The 25492-nt window shown below is 71.4% G+C and carries 11 protein-coding genes; 9 read left to right on the top strand and 2 right to left on the bottom strand.

The window, feature by feature from the left end; genetic code table 11:
• Positions 1-51: 51 nt before the first annotated feature.
• Together ACFY12_RS12080 and ACFY12_RS12075 are read right to left on the bottom strand one after the other, a co-directional pair.
• Complete coding sequence (locus ACFY12_RS12080; RefSeq protein WP_390715660.1) at positions 52-4497, bottom strand: type I polyketide synthase; 4446 nt, start codon at positions 4495-4497, stop codon at positions 52-54.
• Position 4498: 1 nt separating this feature from the next.
• Complete coding sequence (locus ACFY12_RS12075; protein ID WP_390715659.1) at positions 4499-11512, bottom strand: SDR family NAD(P)-dependent oxidoreductase; 7014 nt, start codon at positions 11510-11512, stop codon at positions 4499-4501.
• 588 nt (positions 11513-12100) lie between these two features.
• Between ACFY12_RS12075 and ACFY12_RS12070 the strand changes: the two genes are divergently transcribed.
• The 9 genes from ACFY12_RS12070 (at position 12101) to ACFY12_RS12030 (ending at position 25437) form a co-directional block, all read left to right on the top strand.
• Positions 12101-13240 (top strand): amidase domain-containing protein, encoded by a 1140-nt coding sequence (locus ACFY12_RS12070; protein WP_390715658.1) that lies wholly within the window; start codon positions 12101-12103, stop codon positions 13238-13240.
• Positions 13240-14514, top strand: coding sequence for a hypothetical protein (locus ACFY12_RS12065; protein ID WP_390715714.1), 1275 nt, complete (start codon positions 13240-13242; stop codon positions 14512-14514). The genes ACFY12_RS12070 and ACFY12_RS12065 overlap by 1 nt, the downstream gene beginning before the upstream one ends.
• A 45-nt stretch (positions 14515-14559) precedes the next feature.
• Positions 14560-15471 (top strand): esterase/lipase family protein, encoded by a 912-nt coding sequence (locus tag ACFY12_RS12060; RefSeq protein WP_390715657.1) that lies wholly within the window; start codon positions 14560-14562, stop codon positions 15469-15471.
• A 53-nt stretch (positions 15472-15524) separates the two neighbouring features.
• Positions 15525-16421, top strand: a complete 897-nt coding sequence (locus tag ACFY12_RS12055) for an esterase/lipase family protein (RefSeq protein WP_390715656.1) — start codon at positions 15525-15527, stop codon at positions 16419-16421.
• A 237-nt stretch (positions 16422-16658) separates the two neighbouring features.
• The gene (locus ACFY12_RS12050) at positions 16659-18521 is read left to right on the top strand and encodes a transglycosylase domain-containing protein (protein ID WP_390715655.1); all 1863 of its coding nucleotides are present in this window, start codon (positions 16659-16661) and stop codon (positions 18519-18521) included.
• A gap of 367 nt (positions 18522-18888) precedes the next feature.
• Positions 18889-20565, top strand: coding sequence for a mycolysin (locus ACFY12_RS12045; protein ID WP_390715654.1), 1677 nt, complete (start codon positions 18889-18891; stop codon positions 20563-20565).
• A gap of 187 nt (positions 20566-20752) precedes the next feature.
• Entirely contained in the window at positions 20753-21544 is a 792-nt protein-coding gene (locus tag ACFY12_RS12040) for a papain-like cysteine protease family protein (protein ID WP_390715653.1), read from the top strand.
• A 15-nt stretch (positions 21545-21559) separates the two neighbouring features.
• Complete coding sequence (locus ACFY12_RS12035; RefSeq protein WP_390715652.1) at positions 21560-22411, top strand: hypothetical protein; 852 nt, start codon at positions 21560-21562, stop codon at positions 22409-22411.
• A gap of 815 nt (positions 22412-23226) precedes the next feature.
• Positions 23227-25437 (top strand): NACHT domain-containing protein, encoded by a 2211-nt coding sequence (locus ACFY12_RS12030; protein ID WP_390715651.1) that lies wholly within the window; start codon positions 23227-23229, stop codon positions 25435-25437.
• Positions 25438-25492: the final 55 nt, after the last annotated feature.

Below are 25492 nucleotides of genomic sequence, written 5' to 3'. Positions count from 1 at the left end.
CGAACACGGTCTGCTGAGCCCGGGCATCCGGTGCTGCGGCCTGACTGCGCTTCACTGCTGCTTCTCCTGTCGTTCGTCGTGCGGGTGGGCTCCCCCGGTGGCCGGCCCGGTGGTCCAGGCGACCACGTACTCCCGCCCGGGCAGGCCCCGCGGGTTGGTGACGGTGCGGCAGCGCACCGGGTACCGGCGGCCGTCCACGGCCACCACCACCTCGTCCGTCCGGGCCTCGAGGACGGCGAAGTCCTTCGGACGTCCCCGCAGCCCGGTGCCCTCGGCCTTGGCCACCGCCTCCTTCGCCGCCCAGAACCGGGTGAACCACAGCGGCTGTGGTTCACCGGTCCGGAAGCACAGCGCGACGAGGAGTTCGCGCTCGGCGGGACCGAGGGCGGCGTCCAAGGACCCCGGCGGCCGGTGGGTGACCTCCTCGACGTCGATGCCGACCGGCGCCGGGCGCCCGTCCGTGCCGCGCGGCCGGACCAGGGCGACCGCGGCCTCGGCCCGGTGCGCCAGCGAGACGTCGAGGGCGGGCAGGACCCGGCCGTGCGCACCGGTCACCCGCGGCCGGCCGGACGCTCCGTTGTCCACCCGGATCTCGGCGGGGAAGACCGGCCCTTCGCCGTGCTCCCACAGCCACCGGCGGACCGCGTCCTTGGCCGCGATGCGGCCGAGCAGCCACTGCCGGCGGCCGGACGGCGAACGCCGCTCGTACTCCTCGCGCTCGGCGGTGCCGAGGTGCCGCCGCATCACGAGGTCGCGGGACGCGAGGTCGTGGCACCCGTCGAACAGGAGCACCCAGCCGCCCGGTTGGACCGCGGAGAGAGTGTGCTGCCCGGGGAACCGTTCCTGCGCCTTGGTGTCCGTGCGGCTGTCGAACCGGTGGTCCTGCCAGCCCCGGATCTCCGCCCAGACGCGGCCGTCCACGAGCAGCTGCACGTCCGCCTCCACCGCGGCGTCGGTGACCGAGACGATCCTGATGAGGCACTCGACCCGGGTGCCGGGCGGCGGGTGCGGGCCGAAGAACCGGATGTGCCGCACGCGGACGGGGAACACCAGGGTCCGCTCGGTCAGGGTGGTGAGGATCCAGTAGCCGAGCAGCTGCCCCACGTTGTCGAGCAGGGCACCCGGCGCGGACGGGGCGGTGAGTACGCCGCGCACATGCCCGTCCCCGACCGCCGTCAGCTCGGTGACGCCCTGGAACGCCGGGCCGTGGAACATCCAGCGATCCCGGTACAGTTGCCCGGCCGTGATCCCGGGGGCCCGTTCCTCCTCGGGCGCCCACCGCCAGGGCCGGGGCGCGCCGCCGGGGTACCGTTCCGCGAGTTCCACCTCGCCGTGCGCGTACCCGCCGAACGTCACACCGGCCCGGCCTCTCCCGCGCGCCTCGACGGTCACGGGCACGTCGACGGCGGGGGCCGCGGCCACCCAGCGGTTCAGCCGCACCTCGTGCACCGCCACCGCGGTCGTCCCGGGCCGGGCCCGTCCGGCATGCTCCATCATGTGGTGCACCACCGTCGTGGCCGGGACCACCGGCCACCGGTCGGCCTCGTCCGGCCAGCCGGGGCGCTGCGCGAAGAAGCAGTGGTCGCGCAGGTACGGCATAGCATCCGTGGACACCCGCAGCACGGTGCGGACCGTGGGCGCCGCCGCGGCGCGGGCCACCGCGACGGCCGTGTCGGCGGTGTCCTTCAACAGGGCCCGCAGCTCGGCGTCCAGCGGGGAGCCGTCCGGGGCGGGCAGCGCCGCACCGGGGCCCGCTCCCTGCCGGACGGCGAGCTCCGAGCGCACCGCGGCCACCGTCTCCCGGTCCAGGGACACCAGTCTGCCGCCCAGGTCCAGCCGCACCGGCGGCATCCGGCGGGCACCGGCAGCGGCCGGGCCCTCCAGGTCCGGATCGCCGCCGGCCGTCCACAGCGCCGTGGCGACCCGGAGCAGCTGCGCCATCCCGTCCCGGTGCGGGGAGTTGGCCGCCACCACCAGGTGCGGGAGGCCGCGCAGGGTGCTCTCGACGAGCGAGCCCACCTGGCCCGTACCGGCCTGGACGAAGACCCGGAAACCGGCCGCGTACATGGCCTCGATCAGCGGGCGGAAGCGCACGGGCTCCAGCAGGTGGCGTACGAAGAGCTCCCGCACCTCGGCCTCGCTGCCGGGGTACTCCGCGGCGGTGGTCGCCGACCAGACGGGCACGGTCGGCCGGTGCAGCTCGAACAGGCCCGCGTAGTGCCGGATCTGGTCGAGGTAGGGGGCCAGCATGGGTGTGTGGAATCCCGAACGGAACGGCAGGACCTGCCCGATGACGCCGCGTTCCCGGAAATGACGTACCAGGCCCTCTACTTGGTCGGGTGGGCCGCAGACCATCGACTGCTCCGGAGCGTTGTCGTGCGACAGCACCACCCCGGGATGGGCGGCGAGCCCGGCGGTGACCTTCTCGGCCGGTGCGCCCAGCGCGGCGAAGGACAGCCCGGCCACCTGCACCTGGTCCGGCTCGAAGGAGCGGGTGAACTCGTCGACCGCGTCCCCGGCGTACAGCCCGGCGGTGGCCATGGCCGTCCACTCGCCGATGCTGTGGCCCGCGACGGCGTCGGGCACGATGCCCATCCGGCGCAGCGCGGCGTCCAGCACCCGCCCCACGGCGATGACTCCGGCCCCGTGCCGTCCGACGTCCGCCACATCGGCCCCGGCCCCGCCGAACCCGGTGGGCAGCAGCGCCCGGAGGCCGAACCGTTCGACGACGTCGCCGATCCGGGGTCTGAACTCGGCCTCCAGGCCGGGGAAGACGAAGGCCAGCCGCCCGCCGGCGGGTCCGCCGAGCAGTGGCTCCGGGGAGAACCACACGTCGCCGCGTCCGCGCCAGGGGGAGCCCTTGGCCACCGCCTTGCGGGCCAGGGCGAGGCGCCCGGCGGTCGGGGCGACGACGCCCAGCCGGGTGCGTCCGTCGTGCGCGGGCCGTCGTGCGCGGACGACGGCGTCCTCGGCGTCCAGGAGCGCGGCGAGCTCCTTGGGGGTGTCGGCGGCCAGCCGCAGCACCTGTTCCGGCTCCCGGACCATTGCCGGTGACCGGTCCGGGCGGCATTGCGGACCGGGGGCGGCTTCCAGCACCACATGGGCGTTGATGCCGCCGAAGCCGAACGCGTTGACGCCCGCCCGCCGGGGCCGCCCGTCGCCGGTCTCCCAGTCCCGTGCCGCGGCGATCGTCCGGAAGCGAGTGCCGGCCAGGGCCGGGTGGGGCTCCTCGCAGTGCAGGGTCGGTGGCAGTACGCCGTGGTGCACCGCGAGCGCCGCCTTGACCAGACCGGCCACGCCTGCGGCCGGCATGGTGTGCCCGATCATCGATTTCACGGATCCGAGCACCGGCTGCTCCCCTTCGCCGCCCGGGCCGAACACCTCGGCCAGGGTGGCCAGTTCGGCCGCGTCCCCCGAGGGGGTGGCGGTTCCGTGCGCCTCCAGCAGCCCGACCGATCCCGGTGCGGCCGGGTCCAGCCCCGCCTCGCGCCAGGCCGCCCGTACCGCCTTCACCTGGCCCGAGGGGTCGGGGTTGACCAGGCTGCCGCTGCGGCCGTCACTGGCCACCCCGGTGCCGCGGACGACGGCGTAGACCCGGTCGCCGTCGCGCTGTGCGTCGGCGAGGCGCTTGAGCGCCACCACACCGGTGCCCTCGCCGATCAGCAGCCCGTCCGCGTCCCGGTGAAACGGGCGGATCCGCTGGCTCGGCGACATCGCGCGCAGCCGGGAGAACAGGGACCACAGCGTGATGTCGTGACAGTGGTGGACCCCACCCGCCAGCACCAGATCGCAGCGGCCCGCGGCCAGTGCGCCGACCGCCTGGTCGACCGCGACCAGCGAGGACGCGCAGGCGGCGTCCACCGTGTACGCCGGGCCGCGCAGGTCGAGCCGGTTGGCCACCCGGGAAGCGGTCAGGTTGGGCACCAGGTTGATCGCCTGCTCGGGCTCGTCCGGTCCCAGCTGTTCCGTGTACGCCCGCCGGACCCGCTCCAGCAGTCCGGCGTCCAGCTCGGGCAGCACCTGCGCGAGGGTCCGCACGAGTTGGTTGGACGTCTGGACGGACTGGGTGCCCCGCGCCATCCCGGGGGACAGATAGCCGCCCCGGCCCAGGACCACCCCGATCCGGTCCCGGTCCGGCAGCCGTGCCTCGCCGCCCGCGTCCGCGATCGCCTCGGCGGCCACGTGCAGCGCGATGAGCTGCTCCGGTTCGGTGCCCGGCACCGAGTGGGGCATGATCCCGAACCGGGTCGCCTCCACCTCGGCCAGTTCGTCGACGAATCCGCCGCGGCGGCAGTACACCCGGTCCGCGCGGCCGCCGGCGGCCGCCGGATCGTAGAAGGAGGGGTCCCAGCGCCCGGACGGGACCTCGGTGATCGCGTCGAGGCCCGCCGTCAGGTTGCGCCAGTACGTCGCGAGGTCCGGCGCGCCGGGGAAGAGGACCGCCATGCCGACGATGGCGACGGGGGGCCGGCCGGCCGGTGTGTGATTCGTGCTCATCTCACCAGCCCGATGCGGTGTAGACCACGGCGTCGGCCGATTCCTCGCCCCAGGCGAGCTCGCGCAGCAGGCACAGCGCCCCCTCCTCGGGGTCGATGAGTCCGATGCCGCGCCGCGCGTACTCCCGGGCGAGCTCGGGGGTCACCATGCCCGCATGCTCCCCGTCCGGCGCCCAGGGCCCCCAATGCACCGTCAGCGTGCGGCACTTGGATGTCTCCGCCCACCGGCCGCCGAGGGACTGCAGGGCGTCGTTGGCGGCCGCGTAGTCCGCCTGGCCGCGGTTGCCGAGGACGGCCGCGATGCTGCCGAAGAACACGGCGAACCGGGGGGCCCGCGGCAGACCGTCCAGCGCCGCCAGCAGGGCGTGCGCGCCGTCGACCTTGGTGGTGTAGACCCGGCGGAAGGAGTCGGGGTCCTTCTCGGCCAGGACCCGGTCCTCGATGATCCCGGCCGCGTACAGCACGCCGTCCAGCCGGCCGTGTTCGGCGTGGACCTCCGCCACCAGGCGTCGCACCGCCTCGGGGTCCCGGACGTCCACCGTGTGGTAGCGCACCGGGCTGCCCAGGTCCCTCAGCGTGCCGAGGGTGCGGCGGACCTCCCGCCGGGCCAGGATCTCCGAGACCGCCCGTTCGATCCCGGCCGGGGAGCGTTCTCCCTGTTCCGAGCGGACGCCGTCGGCCAGGGCGGCTCGCAGCGCGGCCCGGTCCGGCGCCTGCCGGACGGCTGCGTCTTCGAGGTCCTCGGGCTCGTCCGGCAGCGTGGTCCGGCCGGCCAGCTCGATCCGGCAGCGGGAGGCCGCCGCGAGCGTCGCGGCGATCCGCGCGGAGATGCCCCGGGCCCCGCCGATCAGCAGCACCACCGCGTCCCGGTCCAGGCCGATGGCGGCCGCCTCGGCCGTACCGTCCCCGGCCGGGCCCGCGCCGCGGTCGCCCAGGGCGCCCAGGCCGGCGGCCGCGGTTTCGAGGCCGGACCGGACGCCGTCCGGCGACCGCAGCACCACCGGGGCCGGATCCCGGGCCGTCAACTCGCCCACCAGCGCGTCCGCCACCTCGTCGGCGGTCAGCCGCGGAGCCAGCTCGACGAACCGGGCGAGAGTGTCCGGATACTCCCGCGCGATGGTCCGGAACATGCCCCGCAGCCCGTCCGCCCGTCCGTCGAGCGCAGCGGGGACGTCCGCGCCCGCGGCGGGCGCGGCCGAGAGCAGCCAGCGCGGCCCGCGCCGCAGCGCGGCCCGGAACACCGGGAAGGACGCGGGCAGGAGCGGCCCGCCGCCGTCCTGCGACAGCGCCTCCAGGTGGAACACCCCGTCCAGCGGGCCGTCCTCGTCCGTGAGCACATGGTCCGGCGGCAGGATGACCGCCTCCGCGCCGTGGGTGCCCAGCCGGGCGGCCAGCGCGTCCGGCACCGGTCCGGCACCGGCCAGCAGGGCGAACCGGGTCCCCTCCAGTACCGCGACATCCCCGTCGGGGGACGGGAGAGGGACGCTGCGCAGGACGAGCCTGACGGGCGCCTCGCCGGTGACGGCCGGACCGGGGTCCTCCGCCGTGGCGGGAACCGGCCGCGCGGAGGCCGTTTCCCCGCCGGGCAGCCGCTCCTGGAGCAGTTCGGCGATGCCGGACGCGGTGCGGGCCTTGGAGACCGCCTCCAGCTCCGCGTCGTCGAGCCGGGGCAGCTCCGTCCCGCCGGCGCCGAAGCCCAGCCGTGCGGCCAGCTCGCCGACGATCTCGACCCGCTTGATCGAGTCGATGCTCAGGTCGGCCTCCAGGTCGAGACCGGGCTCGATCATGTCGAGGGGATAGCCGGTGCGTTCGCTGATGATGTCCAGGACCGTCGCCAGCACGTCCGCCGGTGCCGCGGGTGGCGCCGCCGGGGACTCCGCGGAAACGGCACCGGGAGCGGTACCGGGGACGGCGACGGGAGCGGGCTCCGGCACGGCCGGTGGGAGCACGCCCGGCCGGGGCGCGGCCGGCCGGAGCGCGGCCGGCACCGGCGCCGGCGCGGCCGGCGGCACGTCCGCCGCCCCGCCGAGGTACGTCAGCAGCACGTCGCGCTGTGCCGCGACCAGCTCCCTGCTGGTGCGCAGGAATTCATGGACCATCCGGTCACGGTCGTCCGCCGCGCCACCATCCTGGTCTCGGATCACTGTCATCTCCTCCATCGGAATGCGTCGGGCGGGTGCGAGCGAGCCGGGCAGCAGCGCACCGTCGCGGGTGCGTGTCAGCTGCCCGTTGACGATCCAGCCCGGTGCCGCGGGGCAGGTCCCGGGGACGGCTTCGACGCTGCCGCGCCCCTGGTGCGTCCAGCCGGTACGGACGGGGACACCGGCGACGGCGAGCCGCGCGAGCAGGCCCAGGAATCCGCGCAGTCCGGGGCCTTCGGGACCCTCGCACGCCACCGCGGTGTGCGGACGGTCGCCGAGGATCCGGCCCACCAAACCCGTCAGCACCGAACCCGGCCCGGCCTCCACGAAAACCCGGACGCCGGCCTCGTACATCCGCTCGATCTGCTGCGCGAAGCGCACGGGGGAACCGATCTGGGCCGCCAACTCGGCCCGTATGGCGTCTGGTCGGCCGGAATGGACGGCAGCCGTCCGGTTCGCCCACACCGGTATCTCCGGTGCGGCCACGTGCCGGGCGGCGAGAACCTCGGCGAACCGCTCGCCGGCCGGGGCCACCAGGGGACTGTGGAAGGCGCACGCCACCGGCACGGTCTTGGCGCCCAGGCCCCGCTCGCGCAGCCGGCGCACCGCCGCCCCCACCTCCTCGACGGGACCGGAAATCACGGTCTGCCGCGGTGCGTTGTGGTTCGCGACCACCACCCGGCCGGCCAGCCCGGCCGCCCGCAGTTCCTCGGCCACGTCCTGGTGCCCGGCCGCCACGGCGGCCATGGTCCCCGGCTCCTCGCCGGCGGCGGCCAGGATCGCCTCCGCGCGCGCCGTGCTCAGCTCCAGCAGCGCCTCCGGGCCGAACGCCCCGGCCGCGCACAGCGCGACCAGTTCGCCGTAACTGTGCCCGGCCACCGCCGCGGGCCGGACGCCGGCCCGGCCCAGCAGCTCGGACACGGTCAGCCCCATGATGCCCAGCGCGGGCTGGGCGGTCCTGGTGTCGGTGACCCGGGCGCGCCGTGCCTCCTCGGCGGCGGGGTCGAAGGCGGTCGGCGGGAAGATGATGTCCGCCCACTCGTCGCCGGTCCGCAGATACCGCTGGACCTCGGGGAAGGCGATGAACAACTCGGCGAGCATGTCCGGCCGTTGGCTGCCCTGGCCGGGGAAGAGGAACGCGACCTCGCCGTCCGGCCCGTCCGACCTTTCCGACTCGTACGACCCGTCCGTCCTGTCCGCCCCGTCCGGTGAGTCCGATCCATCCGGTGAGTCCGATCCATCCGGCCCCGCACCGAAGACCCCCGTCCGGGGATCGTGCTCGCCCTCCCGGGCCCGTCCCAGCAACCCGGGCAGCTCGTCCAGGTCACGGGCCACGACCGCCGCCCAGGCCGGTTTCCCGGACGCGTCGGCGCGCCGGGCGGCGCTCAGCGCCAGGTCGCGCAGCCGCCAGGAACGGCCCTGCCGGTCGTTCTCCGCGACCAGCTCCAGCAGCCGGCCGATCTCCCGGGCGGCCTCCGCCCGGTCGGCGCCGCGGAAGACGAACAGCTCCGCCGGCCAGGCGTCGAGCCCGTGCCGGGGCGGAGCCCCTGCCTCGTGCCCGCGCAGCACCACGTGGAAATTGGTGCCGCCGAAGCCGAACGCGGAGACCCCGGCGACCCGTTCAGCGGGCGCGGCCGCCCATGGGCGTGCGACGGTGTGGAAGGCGAACGGGCTGCTCTCCGCCTCCCAAGCCGGGTTGGGCCGGGTCAGCTGCGCCGTGGGCGGCCTGACCCCGGTGTGCAACGCCAGGGCCGTCTTGATCAGGCCGGCCAGTCCGGCCGCGCACTTGGTGTGCCCGATCTGGGACTTCACCGAGCCGAGCGCGCATCCGCCCGGCGCCGCCCCCGCCTCGGTGAACACCTCGGTGAGCGTGGTGAGTTCGGTGCGGTCACCGACCACCGTCCCGGTGCCGTGTGCCTCCAGCAGACCCACCTCGGCCGGCGAGATCCCGGCATGGCGGTAGGCCCGTTCCAGCGCCGCCCGCTGCCCCTCCGGGCGGGGTGCCGTCAGCCCCAGGGACCTGCCGTCGCTCGAACTGCCGACGCCCTTGACGACCGCGTAGACGCGGTCGCCGTCCCGCTCGGCGTCCGCCAGCCGCTTGAGGACGACGCAGGCGACGCCCTCGCCGAGCGCGATACCGTCCGCCGCGCTGTCGAAGGTGCGGGAGCGGCCGGTCGGGGACAGCGCGTGCACGGAGGAGAACAGCAGAAAGTCGTTGATCCCGTTGTGCAGGTCCGCGCCTCCGCACAGGACGAGGTCGCTGGTGCCGGCCGACAGTTCCTTGCACGCCACGTCCACCGCGGCCAGCGAGGAGGCGCAGGCCGCGTCCACGGTGAAGTTCGCGCCGCCGAGGTCGAGCCGGTTGGCGATCCGCCCGGCGATGACGTTGGCCAGCATGCCGGGGAACGAGTCCTCGGTCAGGTTCGGGAGTTGTTCGTCGAGCCCGGGCGGCAGTTCCCCTACGTAGGCGGGGAGCACCGTGCGCACGGTGGTGGCGTTCGACAGGTCGCTGCCCGCCTCGGCCCCGAACACGACCGAGGCCCTGGAGCGGTCGAAGGGGCGCTCCTCGTAGCCGGCGTCGTACAGCGCCCGCCGCGCGGCCTCCAGCGCGAGCAGCTGCACCGGCTCGATGCTGCCGAGCGAGGACGGCGGGATGCCGTAGCGCAGCGGGTCGAAGGGGATGTCCGGCAGGAAGCCGCCCCACTTCGACTCCGTGCGGGCGCCGTCCGCATCGGGCGCGTAGTGCAGCTCCGGGTCCCAGCGCTCCGGTGGTACCTCGCCGACCGCGTCGGTGCCCGCGACCACGTTCGCCCAGTAGGCAGCCAGGTCCGGCGCGCCGGGGAACATGCAGGCCATGCCGACCACGGCGATGTCGAACGGTGCCGGGATGGGCTCCGGGGCTTCCGGCCGGAACCCCTCGCGCAGCCGCCGGGCGCGCGCGGCGAAGAAACCGGCGGCCTCCGCGCTGACGGCGGTGTGCAGTTCGGGGACGGTGGTGACCGCGGACCGCAGCACGGCCACCTGGCCGGCCATGAACATGCCCTCGGCCAGCTGCCGGGACTCGTCCACCTCCGTGAGCGACTCACCGGTCCGCTCCACGCCCTTGCTGGCGATCCTCAGCCGCCCGACGTTGAGCTGTTCCAGCCGCTCCCACGCCTGCCGCTCCGGGACGCCCCGCTCCCGCAACTCCTCCTTGGTGCCGCGGAATTCGTCCGTGAACGGGCTGCTCACGCAGCGCGTGGCGTGCCCGGGCGCGGTCTCCAGCAGCTCGGTCCGCTGGGCCGCCAGGACCTGCCGCTGGAACGACGGCCGCACGGCACCCCGGTCCACCGCCTCCTCGGTGAACAGATACGCGGTGCCCATGAGCAGTCCGACGGCCACTCCGCGGGCGGTCAGCGGCGCGGCGAGCGCGGCCACCATCGCGGCCGACCGTTTGTCGTGCACGCCGCCGGCGAAGAACACCCTCAGCTCCGCGGGGTCCGCGCCCTCGACCGTGTCCAGGAACTCCTCCAGCACCTCGGCCTGCGCCTCCCACAGTGCGAAGCTGCTCCGCGGTCCGACGTGGCCGCCGCACTCCGAGCCCTCGAAGACGAACTTGCGCGCGCCCATGTCCAGGAACTGCCGGAGCAGCCCGGGCGAGGGCACGTGCAGGAAGGCATCGATGCCTGCCGCCTCCAGCTCGGCCGCCTGCGAGGGCCGGCCGCCGGCGATGATGGCGCAGGAGGGCCGGATCTCCCTGACGATGTCCAGCTGCACGGCCTTGATGTGCGCGGGCGCGAAGCCGAGGATGCCCACGCCCCAAGGGCGTTCGCCCAGTTCGTCGCGGGTCTGCTCAAGCAGGATCCGCGCCTCCAGCGGCCCGGCGAGGGCCAGCGCGAGGAAGGGCATCCCGCCGTGGCCGGCGACGGTGGCCGCGAACCCCGCCTGGTCGCTGACCCTGGTCATGGGCCCCTGGGCGACGGGCAGCACAGTGCCCAGCGCCCGGCTCATCGGGGAGCCGCGGAGCAGCGCGTCCGCGGCGGCGTCGTCGCGCACGGCCTCCCGGATGGCGGCGGTGACACCGCGGACGGCCGTGCCCACATCGCCCCAGCGCCGCGCGAACGAGGAGGCCAGGAAGCCGTCCTGGCCCACGGGGAGCAGACGGGTCCGGGGATCGTCCGCGCCCAGCAGCAGGGCGACTTCGTCCGGTTCGTCCGGCAGGGGCGGTGCGTCCGGTCCCCGGCGGCGCAGCACCCGCTGGCCGGCGGCCACCACGGTCTCCGAGCCGTCCATGGTCCGGACGGCAGCCGCCGCTTCCTCCGGGACGCCGGATTCGTCGAGCAGCGCCAGCTGGGTGTCCAGGACGACCCCTGCCGCACCGCCGACGACGACAGCCGCGGCGGTGTGCGGCCCGATGCCCCCGCAGGCCCAGACCGGCAGGCCGAGTTCCGGGTCCGCCACCAGCTGCTGGAGGAGGACGAAGGTGCTCAGCTCGCCGACCCGTCCGCCGGCCTCGTTCCCCCGGGCTACGAGACCGTGCGCCCCGGCGCGCGCGGCCGCCAGGGCCGCCTCATAGTCGGTGACCTCGACCAGGACGCGGTGCCGGCCGGCAGCGAGGTCGCCCGGGGTCAACCCGGCGTCCACGCCGAGCAGTACGGTGTGCACTCCCCCGTCGGCCGCCAGATCGTCCGGCCCGAGCGCGCATCCCGCCCCGACACGCACCCCGAAGGGGCCCGGCACCCATTGCCGCACCAGCTGGAGGGCCTCGCGGGCCGCGCGGCGCCGGCCCCTTCCGAGGTCGAGAACGCCCAGACCGCCGGCGCGGCAGACCGCCGCCACCAGGCGCGGATCGGGTTCGCCGAACGGGCTGACGCCCAGGATTGTTTCTGTGGACATGGGCACTCCGGGAGGCAAGAGGGTCGTTCGGGAGCACCGGGAACGCGCGGGAGCGTCGGACGCCCCACGCCGGAGGGACGCCGCAATCGGTGCCGGTGAGATGAGTCGAGAGGTGCACGGCGGTCAACAGCCCAGCGGAGGTGCCCGTTGGAGCAGGGGACCGATCCGTCGAAGTCGTCACGGAAAGAACACGGAAAGAACACGGAGAGAACACGGAGAGAACGCGGCCCACTTCCCCGGTGGACCTGGCTGGATCATTACACGGCGGGGTGCGAATGGAATACCCCGTTCAGCATTGTTCCGCGAATGGCTTGCATCACATTCGCAATGTGATCAATACCGGTTGCGGGAAACCCGCAAGGGAATTGCGGTAAGCCCGCAGCGGGTGCGGAACTACCGCACAATTAGTCCGTACCAGCTGCGACGACAGACTCAACACGGCAGGAAGTATTAAGTAATTGACAGACCGTTAGGTCTTGGTTGAATTCCGTCCGGAAATTTTTCCCGCTCCGGGGTTGTCATTCCGGATCTTTGTGTGAGGATTCCTGCTGTCCGGCTCGAAAAGGGCCGGGTGGAGAAAGGAGCCCTGTGAAATCATTGACGCTCAGATCTGCTGCCGGGGCGGTTGCCTCCCTGGCGGTGTCGGCCGCGCTGGTGCCGGCGTCCACCGCGGGGGCGGAGGCCCGGCCCGGGGGCGTGGACAAGACGACGGCCGAATCCTTCGGCCGTATCGCGGGTGTCGTGATCACCGACCGGACGGCGGCGATCGTCGACGGCAAGGTGAAGGGGCACGCCACTGCACCGTCCACGAAGAAGGCACACCTCTCGTCCGCGATGGCGCGTTCGGAGAAGTCCGTCGTGGCCTCGCTGAGCCGGCGCAAGACGCAGCTCAAGGCCCTGGGCGAGGCGTACTCCGCCGGCGACACCCGGGTCGCGGTGGACCGGACCAGCGTCGACGGCACGAAGGCCACGGTGCGGGTGACCGAGAGCACGCAGCTGACCTACCAGAAGATCCGCGGTGACGAGCCGGGCACCACCGGCTTCCAGGCCCACCACGAGCTGAGCTTCGCCGCCGCCGGCAACGGGGCGTGGGAGCTGACCGGCATCAGGAATCTGGACGAGGTACCACAGATCAACGCACCCGCACCGACGGCGCCCAAGGTGGAGGCGGCAGCGGGCACGGGCGACATGCCGAACGCCCCCGAGGCGAGTGTCTGGCCGTTCCCCAAGCGGCTGCCGAAGGACACGAAAACCGGCCTCGACTACCAGGCGATGGCCGACTACGCCGAGAAGCACTGGAAGAACTACAACCCGGCCTACCGGGCGTACCCGCTGGGGACCGGCGGCGACTGCACGAACTTCGTCAGCCAGGCGTTGAAGGCGGGCGGCTGGAAGCACGCTCCCGGCAGAGCCGGTGACTACACCAAGTGGTGGTACGGGTCCGACACCCAGTCGGACTCCTGGACCGGTGTCAACGAGTGGTCTTGGTTCGCGCTGAACTCGCATCGGGTGAAGCCGCTGAAGTACGCCTACCAGATGGAGGTCGGGGACGTCCTCCAGGCGGACTTCAACCGTGACGGTTCCAAGGACCACACCATGCTGGTGACCTACCGCGACCGTCTCGGCACCCCGTATCTGACGTACCACTCCTTCGACACCTATCGGCGGTCGATGCTGAGCCTCTCGGTGATGCTGCCGTTCACCAAGTGGTACGCGTACCGCACCTGATGCGTACGGCGCGCGGCGCGGTGGTGCTGGTGACCGGGACCGCCCTCATGCTCGGGCTGCTGTCGGGCTGCGGTTCCGGTGGGGACGGGGCCGCGAAGAGGGCCGCAACCTCTCCCTCCGCCCCTCCCCCGTCCGCTCCTCCGTCCGTTTCACCGACCCCCACCCCGTCCGGGTCGAAGACGGTGAACCCGAAGGAGAAGTGGGACGGAAAGGTACGGATCCTGGGCGACGGTTCGACGTCCTACACCGGCCCGCAGCCGCACCAGCCCAAGCCGGTGAAGCTCGAACCGGGCGAGGAACCGCCGCAGTTCGTGGTGTTCTCCTGGGACGGTGCCCTCCAGGGCGACGACAAGCAGTTCTCGCACTTCCGTGAGGTCGCCAAGGAGAACAACGCGCAGATGACGTTCTTCCTCACCGGGACCTATCTGCTGCCCAAGTCGAAAGCGCCGAAATACCAGCCGCCTCAGCACAAACGCGGCGACATGGCGATCTCGTACGCCACCGACCAGCACATCAGGGACACCCTGGAACAACTGCGCGGCGCCTGGCTGGAGGGCAATGAGATAGGCACGCACTTCAACGGGCACTTCTGCGGTGCCAAGGGCGGCGGCGACTGGAGCGTCGCCGAGTGGAAGAGCGAGATCGAGCAGTCCTACTCCTTCGTCGAGAACTGGAAGACCAATACCGGATACCAGGGCCTTCCCCCACTGCCCTTCGACTACCGGAAGGAGCTGGCCGGCGGCCGGGCTCCCTGCCTGGAGGGCCAGAAGAACCTGCTGAAGGCCGCCACGTCATTCGGCTGGCGCTACGACGCCAGTTCGCCGGGCGACTTCCAGATGTGGCCGTCCAAAGTCGATGGCATCTGGAACTTCCCACTGCAGCTCGTGCCTTACCCCGGGACCGAGCAACAGGTCCTCTCCATGGACTTCAACTTCCTCTACAACCAGTCCGGTGACAGCACCCAGGGCGATCCGGCCAAGTACGAGCAGTGGCGCAAGCTGGCCAGGGACAGCTATCTCAACGGCTTCGAGCGCGTCTACCACGGCAGTCGCGCGCCACTGTTCATCGGCAACCACTTCGAGGACTGGAACGGCGGCATCTATATGAAGGCCGTCGAGGACGTCGTGAAGTCGGTGTGCAAACGCGACGGTGTGCGCTGCGTGACCTTCAAGCAGCTCGCCGATTGGCTGGACGTCCAGGATCCCCAAGTCCTCCAGAAGATGCGCCAGTTGGACCCGGCGCAATCCCCGGACTGGAAGTCCCTGGTCAAGTAACTCCCCTCCCTCTGCCCAACCCCCACCACCCTGTGAGGTACCCCCATGCCCCCGCACAAGAGATCGTTCCGCACCCTCGCCTGCACCGCCTCGGCCCTGGCCCTGGCACTGGCCGTGACGGCAGGCACCGCCTCCGCAGCCGCGGCCCCGGCCGACACGAAGACCGAAAAGACCGGAAAGACCGGCAAAACCGTCACCAGCGGCTGGAACAACTGGTCCTGCAAGCCGTCCGCCGCCCATCCCAACCCTGTGGTCCTCCTCCACGGCACCTGGGCCAACCAGCTGGACACCTGGTTCCTCCTGGCTCCCGAACTGGCCGCCAAGGGTTACTGCGTCTACTCCCTCGACTACGGCAAGTTGCCCTACATGCCGGGGTTCAACGGCCAGGGGCCGATAGTCAAGTCGGCCGGAGAGGTGTCCGCCTTCGTGGACAAGGTCCTCAAGTCCACTGACACGAAGAAGGTGGACATCGTCGGTCACTCCCAGGGCGGCGGCCCCCTGCCCCGCTACTACTTGGAGTTCATGAACGGCGCCGCCAAGGTCGACAAGCTCATCGGCCTGGCCCCGAGCAACCACGGCTCGACAGCCTCCGGGCTGGGCACCCTCGCGCGCAAGGTTCCCGGCGTGAGCAAGGTGCTGTCCCTTGCCGTCCCCGGCGTGGAGGACCAGATCGTCGGCTCCGAGTTCCTGAAGAAGCTGAACTCCAAGCCGGACACCGTGCCCGGAGTGACGTACACCGTCATCTCTACCAAGTACGACGAGATCGCCACGCCCTACACATCGCAGCAGCTCTCGGGCCCGAACGTCCGCAACGTCGTCGTCCAGGACCTGTGCAAGCTCGACGTCTCCGAGCACATCGCGCTGGGCCTGGTCGACCGCATCGCCTTCCACGAGGTGAAGAACGCTCTCGACCCGGCGCACGCGACCCCCACCACCTGCGCCTCCGCCGTCAGCTGACCTCGTCGGCCGACACCAAGTCGGTTCCCTCCCCCCTCATGCAAGGAAGCTCCATGTCTGTACACACAAGAACGCTCCGAGTCCTCGCCGGTGCCGTCTCGGCGCTGGCGCTGACCCTGTCCTTCGGCTCATCCTCCGCGTCCGCGGCTCCGGCCGATGCGAAGACGGGCAAGGCCGAGAAGACCGTCACCAGCGGCTGGAACAACTGGTCCTGCAAGCCGTCCGCCGCCCATCCCCAGCCCGTCGTCCTGATGCACGGCACCTTCGGCAACTCCTGGGACAACTGGCTCGTGCTGGCGCCGTACCTGGTCAAGCGAGGCTACTGCGTCTATTCGCTGGACTACGGGCAGAAGGCCGGGGTGCCGCTCTTCAACGGCATCGGACCGATCGAGAAGTCGGCCCAGCAGTTGTCCGCGTTCGTGGACAAGGTCCGGAAGTCGACCGGTGCCGAGAAGGTGGACCTGGTCGGCCACTCCCAGGGCGGCGGCCCCCTACCGCGCTACTACCTTGACTTCCTGGACGGCGCCGCCAAGGTCGGCAAACTCGTGGGCATCGCCCCCGACAACCACGGCACCACCGTCATGGGGATGACCCGCCTCGTGGACGCCGTCCCCGGCGCGCACAAGGTCCTCTCCCTCACCCTGCCCGGGGTGGAGGACCAGCTGGTGGGTTCGGAGTTCCTGAAGAAGCTGAACTCCAAGCCGGACACCGTGCCCGGAGTGACGTACACCGTCATCTCTACCAAGTACGACGAGATCGCCACGCCCTACACATCGCAGCAGCTCTCGGGCCCGAACGTCCGCAACGTCGTCGTCCAGGACCTGTGCAAGCTCGACGTCTCCGAGCACGCCGCGATCGGCACGATCGACCGCGTCGCCTTCCACGAGGTGGCCAACGCCCTCGACCCGGCGCACGCGACCCCCACCACCTGCGCCTCCGCCGCCAGCTGACACACCCCCGTACCGGCCCGGCCGCCTCTCCACAACGGCCGGGCCCCTGCCCTGTTGCCGGACGGTCCAGTGATCATTCGCCCCCGCCTGTACGAACTCCAGCCCCGGACGCGGGAAGTCCCACCCGTCGGTTCACGATTCCGCCCCGCCTATCCCCGCCCGGGCCGGACCGGATTCAGGCGCTGGGTACCGTCGTGGCGCCAGACGCTGGGGCTGCTCGGCTCCGCCGTCACCCTCGTGACCGGCCTGTTGACCATCATGTACGTACGCACCGGGATACCTGCCGACCTCAACGCCTTCGTCACCCAGCAGGCCAACGTCTACTACTGGTCCGACGGCAGTGAGATGGCCCGCACCGGCGAGGTCGACCGGCAGGACACGCCGCTGGACCAGGTGCCCGAAAAGGTCTGCTGGGCGACGCTGGCCGCGGAGAACGAGACGTTCTACTCCGACAGCGGGGTCTCCCCCAGCGGCATGGTCCGCGCGGTCTCCAGGATGGTCACCGGGGGCGACACCCAGGGCGGCTCGACCATCACCCAGCAGTACGTGAAGAACGCCTACCTCAACCAGGAACAGACCTTCACACGCAAGCTCACCGAGATGATCATCGCGATCAAGCTCGACAACGAGATGAGCAAGGACGAGATCCTTGAGCAGTACCTCAACACCAGCTGGTACGGGCGCGGTACCTACGGCATCCAGCGAGCCGCCCACGCCTACTACGGCAAGGACGTCTCGCAGCTGAACGTGAGCGAGGGCGCCTTCCTGGCATCCCTGCTCAAGGGGGCCGCGCTCTACGACCCGGCGGCCGGCGCCGAGAACCACAAGCGGGCGGTGCAGCGCTGGAGTTGGGTCCTGGACCGGATGGTGGCCATCGGCAAGCTCTCCCAGCAGGAGCGCGCGCAGTACACGCACTTCCCCGAGCCGATCGCCCCGCCCAAGGTCACCGGGTTGACCGGCCAGACCGGCTACCTCGTCGAGACGGCCCGCGCCTATCTGCTGGCCCACTCCCACATCTCCGAGCGGGAATTCGCGCTCGGCGGCTACCAGGTCCGCACCACCTTCGAGAAGAAGCGGATGGCAGCGCTCACCCGGGCGGTCGAGCAGGCGCGAGACGGTCTGGCTCCGGACCGGCGCGCGGCCGACCGCGATGTGCGCATCGGGGCCGCGTCGGTGGCCACCGACGGGCGCATCGTCGCCCTGTCCGGCGGGCCGGGCTACCTCCAGCAGGGCTTCAACGACGCCAATTCGTCCGTCGTACCGGCGGGCAGCGCCTTCACCCCCTTCGTCTACGCGGCGGCCTTGCGCGACGGGGTGCAGCGCGAGCGCGGCACGTCCCGCACACCCGTGACCCCGGCGACGCTCTACGACGGCGACAACAAGGTCTCGCTGCACACCCCGGAGGGCCCCTACTGGGACCGGTCGGGGAAGATCGTCAGGGCGGTCAACGACCGCGACGAGTCCTGGGGAAAGATCTCACTCAAGGACGCGGTCACACGGTCGGTCAACACCCCCATGATGCAGCTGGGCATGGACGTGGGGCTGGACCAGGTCGGCAAGGTGGGCGTGCAGGCGGGCCTGTTGGAGAGCAGCCTCGGAGAAAAACTGCCGTCGTTCTCGCTCGGCACCTCCACGCCCAGCGCCATCCGCATGGCCGACGCCTACGCCACGTTCGCCGCCAAGGGCCGGCACACCGAGCCGTACTCGGTCGCCGGAATCCGGCGCAACGGCGCCGACGTGCCCGTGGAGCGGCCGGAGACCGAGCAGGCCCTGCCGCCGCACGTGGCAGGGGCCGTGGACGACGCGCTGCGCGAGGCGGTCCGCAAGGGCACGGCGCAGCCGGCGCGGGCCGCCGGGCCCGGCACGGCCGGCAAGACCGGCACCGCGCAGGACAACAAGTCCGCTTGGTACGTCGGTTACCGCGGCTCCCTGTCGACCGCCGTCTCGCTCGCCCGTATCGACCCCAAGACGCAGGAGCTGCTCCCGCTGGACGGCATCGGCGGAACACCCGAGGGCGCGGTGGGCAGTTCACTGCCGATCGAGCTGTGGACGCGCTACATGACGCTACATGACGGCCGAGCAGTAGTCCCGGTGAAGTGAGCGGAAAGTACGCGTTCATTGTGGGGGGGGGAGAGGGAAGGAGGGAGGGAGCTCCCCAACGTCCCTCATTTATTGCGGGTTTACCGCGTCATTTGCTGCGGGTTTACCACGTCCTTTATTGCGGGTTTACCGCAAAACCGCATGTGACACCGCGTCTACTCGCCTTTCAATGCCGCGTTGTTGCATTGCGAAAGTGACATTCGAAATCCATGTGACATAAAGTCCCGGTGAGTTGCTGCTCAAGGCACTGCATGCAGTTCACGAGTGCTTGATGATCGCGGCAACGCCCATCCCCCTCGGTTCGAATCGGCGTGCACCGGACCCGTCGTGCACGCCGCAGAAAGGCATGCCCATGTTCCGAATACGGTTGCCGAAACCCGCTGCACTGGTCGCGGCGGGCGGCATAGGCGCCTGTATCGCCACCGCCGCCGTACCGCCCGCCTACGCGGTCACCCCTGCCCCTGCAGACACCTGCACTGTCCGCCCCGCGGACAACAACTCCGAAGCGCCGCTGAGCTGTCTCGGCGTCACCGCCTCCCTCGACCGCCTTCCCGCCATCGGCGAGCGGACCACCCTCACCGTGGCCGTCACGGCGCAGACCGACGTCAAGCGCGCCGGCCTCTCCCTCCAACTGCCGCCCGCCCTCCGGGTCGCCGACCGGAACCCGGCCCTCGCCGCGCCCACGACGGACCCCTTCGGCCAGCGCACCAGCCGGACGCTGACCCTCACCCCCGGCACCCGCACCATCAAGCTCAAGGTCAAGGCCGTCGCCGCGGGCCCCGCCCAGATCCAGGCGGACATCAGTGACATCGACCGCCCCGACCCGCGCCGCGCCGGTCACGCCTCGGTGGAACTGACCATCGGCAAGGCCAAGGGCTCCACCACCAAGGGCATGTCCGTCACCAAGGCCGACGCGACCCCGGTCGGCGGCCCCACCACGCACGACCGCCCGGCACGCCCAGGCGCCGCCGCCCCGGCCGCACCGAGCACACCCCCACAGGCCGCCGCCCCCGGCAGGCGCTACGCCCCGGTCTGTGTCAACGGCACTCTGCGCAACCGCTTCCAGTCCTCCGAGGGCGGCAGTTGGAACCGCAAGGCCGACCGGGACCTGCCGGTCAGCAACGCCAACGTCACCCTCTGGGGCAGGGCGGCCGCAGGCGGCGGTACGCAGAAGCTCGCCACGGGTCTGACCGGCAACGGAGACGGCGCGTTCAAGCTCTGCTACACGCCGACCACATCCGTCACCTCCCGGGTCTGGGCGGAGTTCCAGACCCAGGCCGGCACCATGTGGTCGGTCGTCGACGGATACAACCGCCGCTACTCGACCACCTCGAACGCCCTGAGCAACGTCTCGGGCAGCAAGAGCCTGGGCACCGTCTACGCCAACAGCGGCCAGAGCCGCGCCTGGCACGCCTTCGACACCCTCAACAAGCTCTGGTGGGAACGGGGTTCGACCAGCACCTGCTGGACGAGCAACCAGAGGGACGGCCGCTGCACCCCGATCACCGTCCAGTGGTATCCGGGCTCCCGGGACGGTACGTACTGGACGAACCGCGACGACAAGGTCCACCTCGCGGACAGCGACCCCGACTCCGGCCACACCACCATCCACGAGGCCGGGCACTCCCTCATGGGCAAGCTCTACAACGGTTGGTGGCCGTACGTCACCAACTGTTCGCCGCACTACGTCAACCGCAACTCCTCCACCACCTGTGGCTGGACCGAGGGCTTCGCCGACGCCGTGGCGTTCCACACCTTCAAGGACACCGTCATGACGTGGGGCAACGGCAGCTCCATGAACCTCGGCAACGACCGCACCACACGCGGCATGGACTGGGGCGACGCCTGCGAGGCCCGGGTCGCCACCGCGCTGGTCGACCTGTGGTCCCAGGTCGACGGCGGCTGGACGAAGAGCAACAGCATGATGTCCCGCGAGCGCCAGTCCACCTTCCGTGAGTACTTCCTCACCGATCGGCCCGCGTACGGCCTGGACAGCGGATCGAAGGCCCGCAACATCCTCTACCGCCACACCATCCAGTACTGATCCGCCGGCCTCGGCCCATCCGCCCCACCGATCAGCAAAAGCAGGAACCCTCAGAAGGACCCCCATGCACGGATTCCATAGATCAACACGCACATCAACGCGCATAGCAACGCACATACCAACGCGTACCCCCGCCACCCCCGGCACCCCTGCTGCGCCATGGCGCCGCAAGGCACTCCTGTCCACGATGGTCGCCGTCCTGTCCGGCGGACTCCTGCTGGGCATCTCCCCCCAGGCCCAGGCCACCGTCACCGGCACGGTCACCAGCGGGCGAGGCAATTACAGCACGGTCAACCAGCGGTCCCAGCCGTCCCTTTCGGCCGGCGTCACCGGAAAGTCGCGGGTCGGTGACCGCATCCCGATGTCCTGCCGTACCACCGGCGACGTCGTCGAGAACAACTCCCGCTGGATCTGGTCCGGCACGTACTACATGGCCGACGCGTTCATCCGGGAGGACACCGGGAAGCTGCCGGTCTGCGCCTCCACCCAGCCCACCGGCCGAAAGGCCCTCGACATCGGCATGCAGAAGCAGGTCAAGACCCAATGGTGCTGGGACGCCACCGGCCTGACCATAGCCAACTACTGGGGCTACACCCGCTACAACCAGTACGACTTCTGCCGCCTGGCCGCCCAGGGCAACCGACTGGACTGCAACAACCGCCCCGCCACCCTCGGCGACATGGCCAATGGCCTCCGCAACATGGGCTTCCGCAGCAGCGGCACCGACCTGTACCGCAACGCTTCCTTCGGCGAGACCCGGTCCGAGATCGCGAACGGGCGCCCGTTCGCCGTCCGTATCGGCTGGAACTCCGGCGGCGGCCACATGAACGTCATCTACGGCTATGACAGCACCAGCAACATGATCGCGGTCGGCGACCCCTGGCCCACCACAAAGACCTACACCTGGTGGAACTACTCCGCCTACTCCGGAAACAACTCATTCCGGTGGACCCACACACGCATCGGCATGCAGGGCTAGAGGAGACGACCCATCATGCACCGTACGACCAGACGCGCCGCCGCCCTGTTTGCGGCCACTGCCGTCGCCGCCCTCTGCGGAATCGGTTCCGCACAAGCCGCCGACGGACCCACCGCCCCTGCGGCGACCGACTACGCCGCCGCTCAGCAGGTGCTGCGCTCCGGCGAGGTCTACGACACCGTCGCCCGCTTCCTGACGGCTGTCGAGGGTCGCACCCCGGCCGACGGCGCGGACGGCGGCACGGCCGGCGCCCCGCGCAGCCTCGCGCAGGCACCTGCCGCCGCAACCGGCTTCGACCTCAAGAAGCCGGTTCCCCTCTACGAGCTCTCCCCCGAGTTCGTCACCGGCAAGGCCAGGCCCACCGCCGGCTCGGCCCTGCGACTGTCCTACCTCGCCTCCCGCGTCTCGGCCGCCAACGGCCGTCAGGCCGCCGTCCTGCTCGCTCCGGAACAAGGCGGCCGTGCCTGGCAACTGGCCGGCATCCGCGACGGCGACGCGGACATCAGCGCCGCCGAACGCGGCACGGGCCAGGCGCAGACCTTCATGGAGCCGCAGATCCACGGCTGGTACCGGCTGACCGGCAGCGGCTCCGTCGAGCCGCTCAACAAGGAGGCCCGGACAGCCCTCCAAGGCAAGCCCCGCGTCTCACTCGCGGCGTACCAGCAACTCGTCGCCAAGCGTTACGGCGACAAGCTTCCCGGCTCGGCCTACGACCGCAAGGGTCTCGCGGGCGGCTACGCCCTCGCCGAGGACCAAGCCTCCACCGCCTCTTCCTTCCCCTGGCTCCCGGCCGCCTCCGGCGCGGCAGCCCTGGCGGTGTCGGGCGCGGCGGTCCTCCACCTGCGCCGCCGACGCCGCTCGGCCTGATCCCGTCCACCGGCCGCCGCCTGCCGTCTGCCGGCCGCCGTGACGGCGCCCCGGCAAACCACCGGAGTCCGGGCCCCGCCCGAGGATCCCGCTCCATGCCGTCTGTCGCGGCCGACAGCCCCGACCGATCTCGACCACGGTGCACCGCTCAGCCGGCCCGCTGCCGCGACTGTGGCAACCGCATCGACTGGTGTCGGCGGGGTGAACCAGGGTTCGGCCGTCGTCGAGACAGTGAGTCTTTCCGTTCGGCCACTGATCGGGTGATGGGTGGGCTGCCGTAACGGGCGAGGCTCCCGGGCTGTTGAGCGAGAGATCTCACCTCTCAACTCGTCAGCCAGGGAGCCTCGTTGGCTTCCTACCCTGCCGCACTGGACCTGCCACACGCGCTCGTGGAGACCGCTCGTGGAGACCGCTCGTGGAGACGCTGACGATGCTCATCTTCCTCCGGGAGGGTGACCGCCGGTGCAAGCTGCGGCCGTCCGCGCTTGGGGAGCAGACAGGGCAACACCGGCACACCAGTGGCTGAGACCGGAGAACTTCACCGGAAAGCGTGACAGTTCCGTGAACGCCTCTCGCCCCGGCGTCCTGCTGCCACAGGCTCACCCTACGGCCTTCATGGTGGTCATGGACGCGGATCGGATGCGGGCAAAGGCCGGCTCTGCGTCCGGCGGGCACCGGCGACGAGCAATCGGGCTCGACGCGCTGTGCCTGCCGATGCGCTGTGCCAGCCCGGATGTTCGACGACAGGCAGATGGTGACGATGGCGTGAAGTGGGGGTGTCTGTGCCGCGGTGGACCCCAGGATGGACGAAGACCGTGTGGAGTGCCGCCCTGGCGGGCACGGCTCTGGTCTTCGTACTGATCAAGAATCTCGACGAGGTCGTCAAGTGGACCAGTGTCCTGGGCTTCTTCGTCGCTCTCATCAGCCTGCTCCTCAGCCTCACGCCCCGTGCCCAACGGCCCACCCCGGGCCTCACACAGCAGTTGGACCAGGCAGCGGAGGACCTGGCGATGTCCGTACGAGGCCAGTGGCGCGAGGAGGAGAGACTGCGCCGACTGCACGATCCGTTCCCGCTCACCGTCCGCTGGACCGCCACGCAGGAGGCGGTCGCCGACCACTGGGCCAGCCCCAGCGGGCACTCCGCCACCGCAGCCGCGGTGAACACCGACGGCCAGCTGGAGCAGGTGGCCGACGTCTTCAGGCGGATTCCGTCGGGACGGTTGGTGGTGCTCGGCAAGCCCGGCGCGGGCAAGACGGTGCTGACGCTGCGCCTCACGCTGGACCTGCTCAGAAGCCGGCAGCCGCAGGACCCGGTTCCGGTGATTTTCCCGCTGCTCTCCTGGCATCCGGGACAGCGGAGCCTGCATACGTGGATGTCCGAACGACTCGCCGCCGACTACCCTGCCCTCGGCGCCCCCGCCCCGTCCGGCTCCACATGGGCCTGGGAACTGGTGCGCGCGGGACGCCTGCTACCCGTACTCGACGGACTCGACGAGATATCCGAACCGCTGCGTGCCGACGCGATGCGACGCCTCAACGCCGCCCTCGACCGCGACACCCCCGTGGTGCTGACCTGCCGCACGGACGAGTACCGGGACACCGTGGAGGCGGCTGGCGTGTTCACCGCCGCGGCGGTGGTCGAGTTGCAGGGGCTGAGTCTGGAAGAACTGGAGGCATATCTGCCCCGCACTGCTCGCCAGATGCCCCGTCAGGGCACGGGCGCGCCGACAACCAAGTGGGAACCGGTGCTTGAGTACCTGCGGGAGAACCCGGACCGACCCGCCGCGCGCACTGCGATGACGGTGCTCTCCACCCCCCTGATGACCTCGTTGGCCCGCACTGCCTACAGCGACACCAGTGCCGATCCCCTTGACCTCCTCGACGGCAGGTTCGCCGACCCGGCCGCCCTGGAAGAGCATCTGCTCGACGCGTTCGTCCCCGCCGCCTACGCCTGCCAACCGGCCTCTTCCGACTCCTCGCCGGGCCCGGCCCGGATCCGCTGCACGCCGGAACAAGCCCAGGCCTGGCTGGGGTGGCTCGCCCGCCACCTGATCCGGCTCGACACCCATGACCTGGCCTGGTGGCAGATACCGCAGGGCGTTCCCCGGCTGACGCGGGGACTGTGGGCCGGATGCCTGGCCGGGCTCGTCTGCGGGCTCGTGGGGCACCTCGCGGCCGGCCCCGCCGCCGGGCTCGCCTATGGCATCGCATACGGGATCACCATCGCCATCGCCTACGGCCTGGGACGGCAGCGAGGGCCGGCACATGTCGAGCTGCGGTTCCGAGGGACCGCGATGCCCTTCTTGCGCCGGTTCACCACCGGCCTCGCGACCGGACTGGTACTGAGCCTCGGATTCGGCTTCCAGGGCGGCGCGACGATCGTGGGTGAGCTCGCCTTCGGGCTCGCGTTCGGACTGCACGTATGGCTGAACACGCCGGCCGACGCCACCCGGGTGTCCAGCCCCTCTGCCGCACTGCGGCAGGACCGTACCGCGACACTCGTCTTTGGGCTGTCGTACGCAATCTCCCTGGGGTTCGCGTACGGGGCCTCCTTCTTCGCGGACGACCTCGCGGCCGGGTTCTCTACGCCACTGGTCCTCGGTCTCTCCTTCTCGCCCACGTACGGCATCGCAGGCGCGGCCGCGGGCGCCGTGGCGGGCGGGATCGCCTATGGGCGTGTGGGCGTACTGGCTTACCTCCTCGGGGGCACCGTATCGGGCGGCCTTCTGCTTCCGCCCATGCACGACCTTGCGTTCGGAGTCGCGCTGGGGCTCCTGTTCGGGCTCTCGGTGGGACAGCAGAGCATGTTGTCCCGGGCATGGGGCTCGTCGTTGTTCAGCCGGATGTGGCTGGCCCTGCACGGTCATCAGCCGTGGCGGCTGATGAGGTTCCTCGCCGACGCCCACCGACGCGGCGTGCTCCGCCAGGCCGGTGGGGTGTACCAGTTCCGCCACGCCCGCCTGCGGGACCATCTGGCCCGGTCCACCGGGCCGCACCAGGCCCGCCTGAACACCCATACACAGTAAATTCCCGCTCACTCGCTGCAGCCCGGCACCTCCGTCTGGTCCGCCCTCGGCGCCA

Origin of the sequence: Streptomyces sp. NPDC001339 (genome assembly GCF_042895955.1) — a bacterium.
Lineage (GTDB): Bacteria > Actinomycetota > Actinomycetes > Streptomycetales > Streptomycetaceae > Streptomyces.
Note: the sequence above shows the minus strand (reverse complement) of the source record. Positions and strands in the feature narration are given on the sequence as shown.

Bases quoted from the DNA above. Each gene is read 5' to 3' on its own strand.
- ACFY12_RS12080 (WP_390715660.1), bottom strand. From the start codon at position 4,497: ATGAGCACGAATCACACACCGGCCGGCCGGCCCCCCGTCGCCATCGTC.
- ACFY12_RS12075 (WP_390715659.1), bottom strand. From the start codon at position 11,512: ATGTCCACAGAAACAATCCTGGGCGTCAGCCCGTTCGGCGAACCCGAT.
- ACFY12_RS12065 (WP_390715714.1), top strand. From the start codon at position 13,240: ATGCGTACGGCGCGCGGCGCGGTGGTGCTGGTGACCGGGACCGCCCTC.
- ACFY12_RS12060 (WP_390715657.1), top strand. From the start codon at position 14,560: ATGCCCCCGCACAAGAGATCGTTCCGCACCCTCGCCTGCACCGCCTCG.
- ACFY12_RS12055 (WP_390715656.1), top strand. From the start codon at position 15,525: ATGTCTGTACACACAAGAACGCTCCGAGTCCTCGCCGGTGCCGTCTCG.
- ACFY12_RS12040 (WP_390715653.1), top strand. From the start codon at position 20,753: ATGGTCGCCGTCCTGTCCGGCGGACTCCTGCTGGGCATCTCCCCCCAG.
- ACFY12_RS12035 (WP_390715652.1), top strand. From the start codon at position 21,560: ATGCACCGTACGACCAGACGCGCCGCCGCCCTGTTTGCGGCCACTGCC.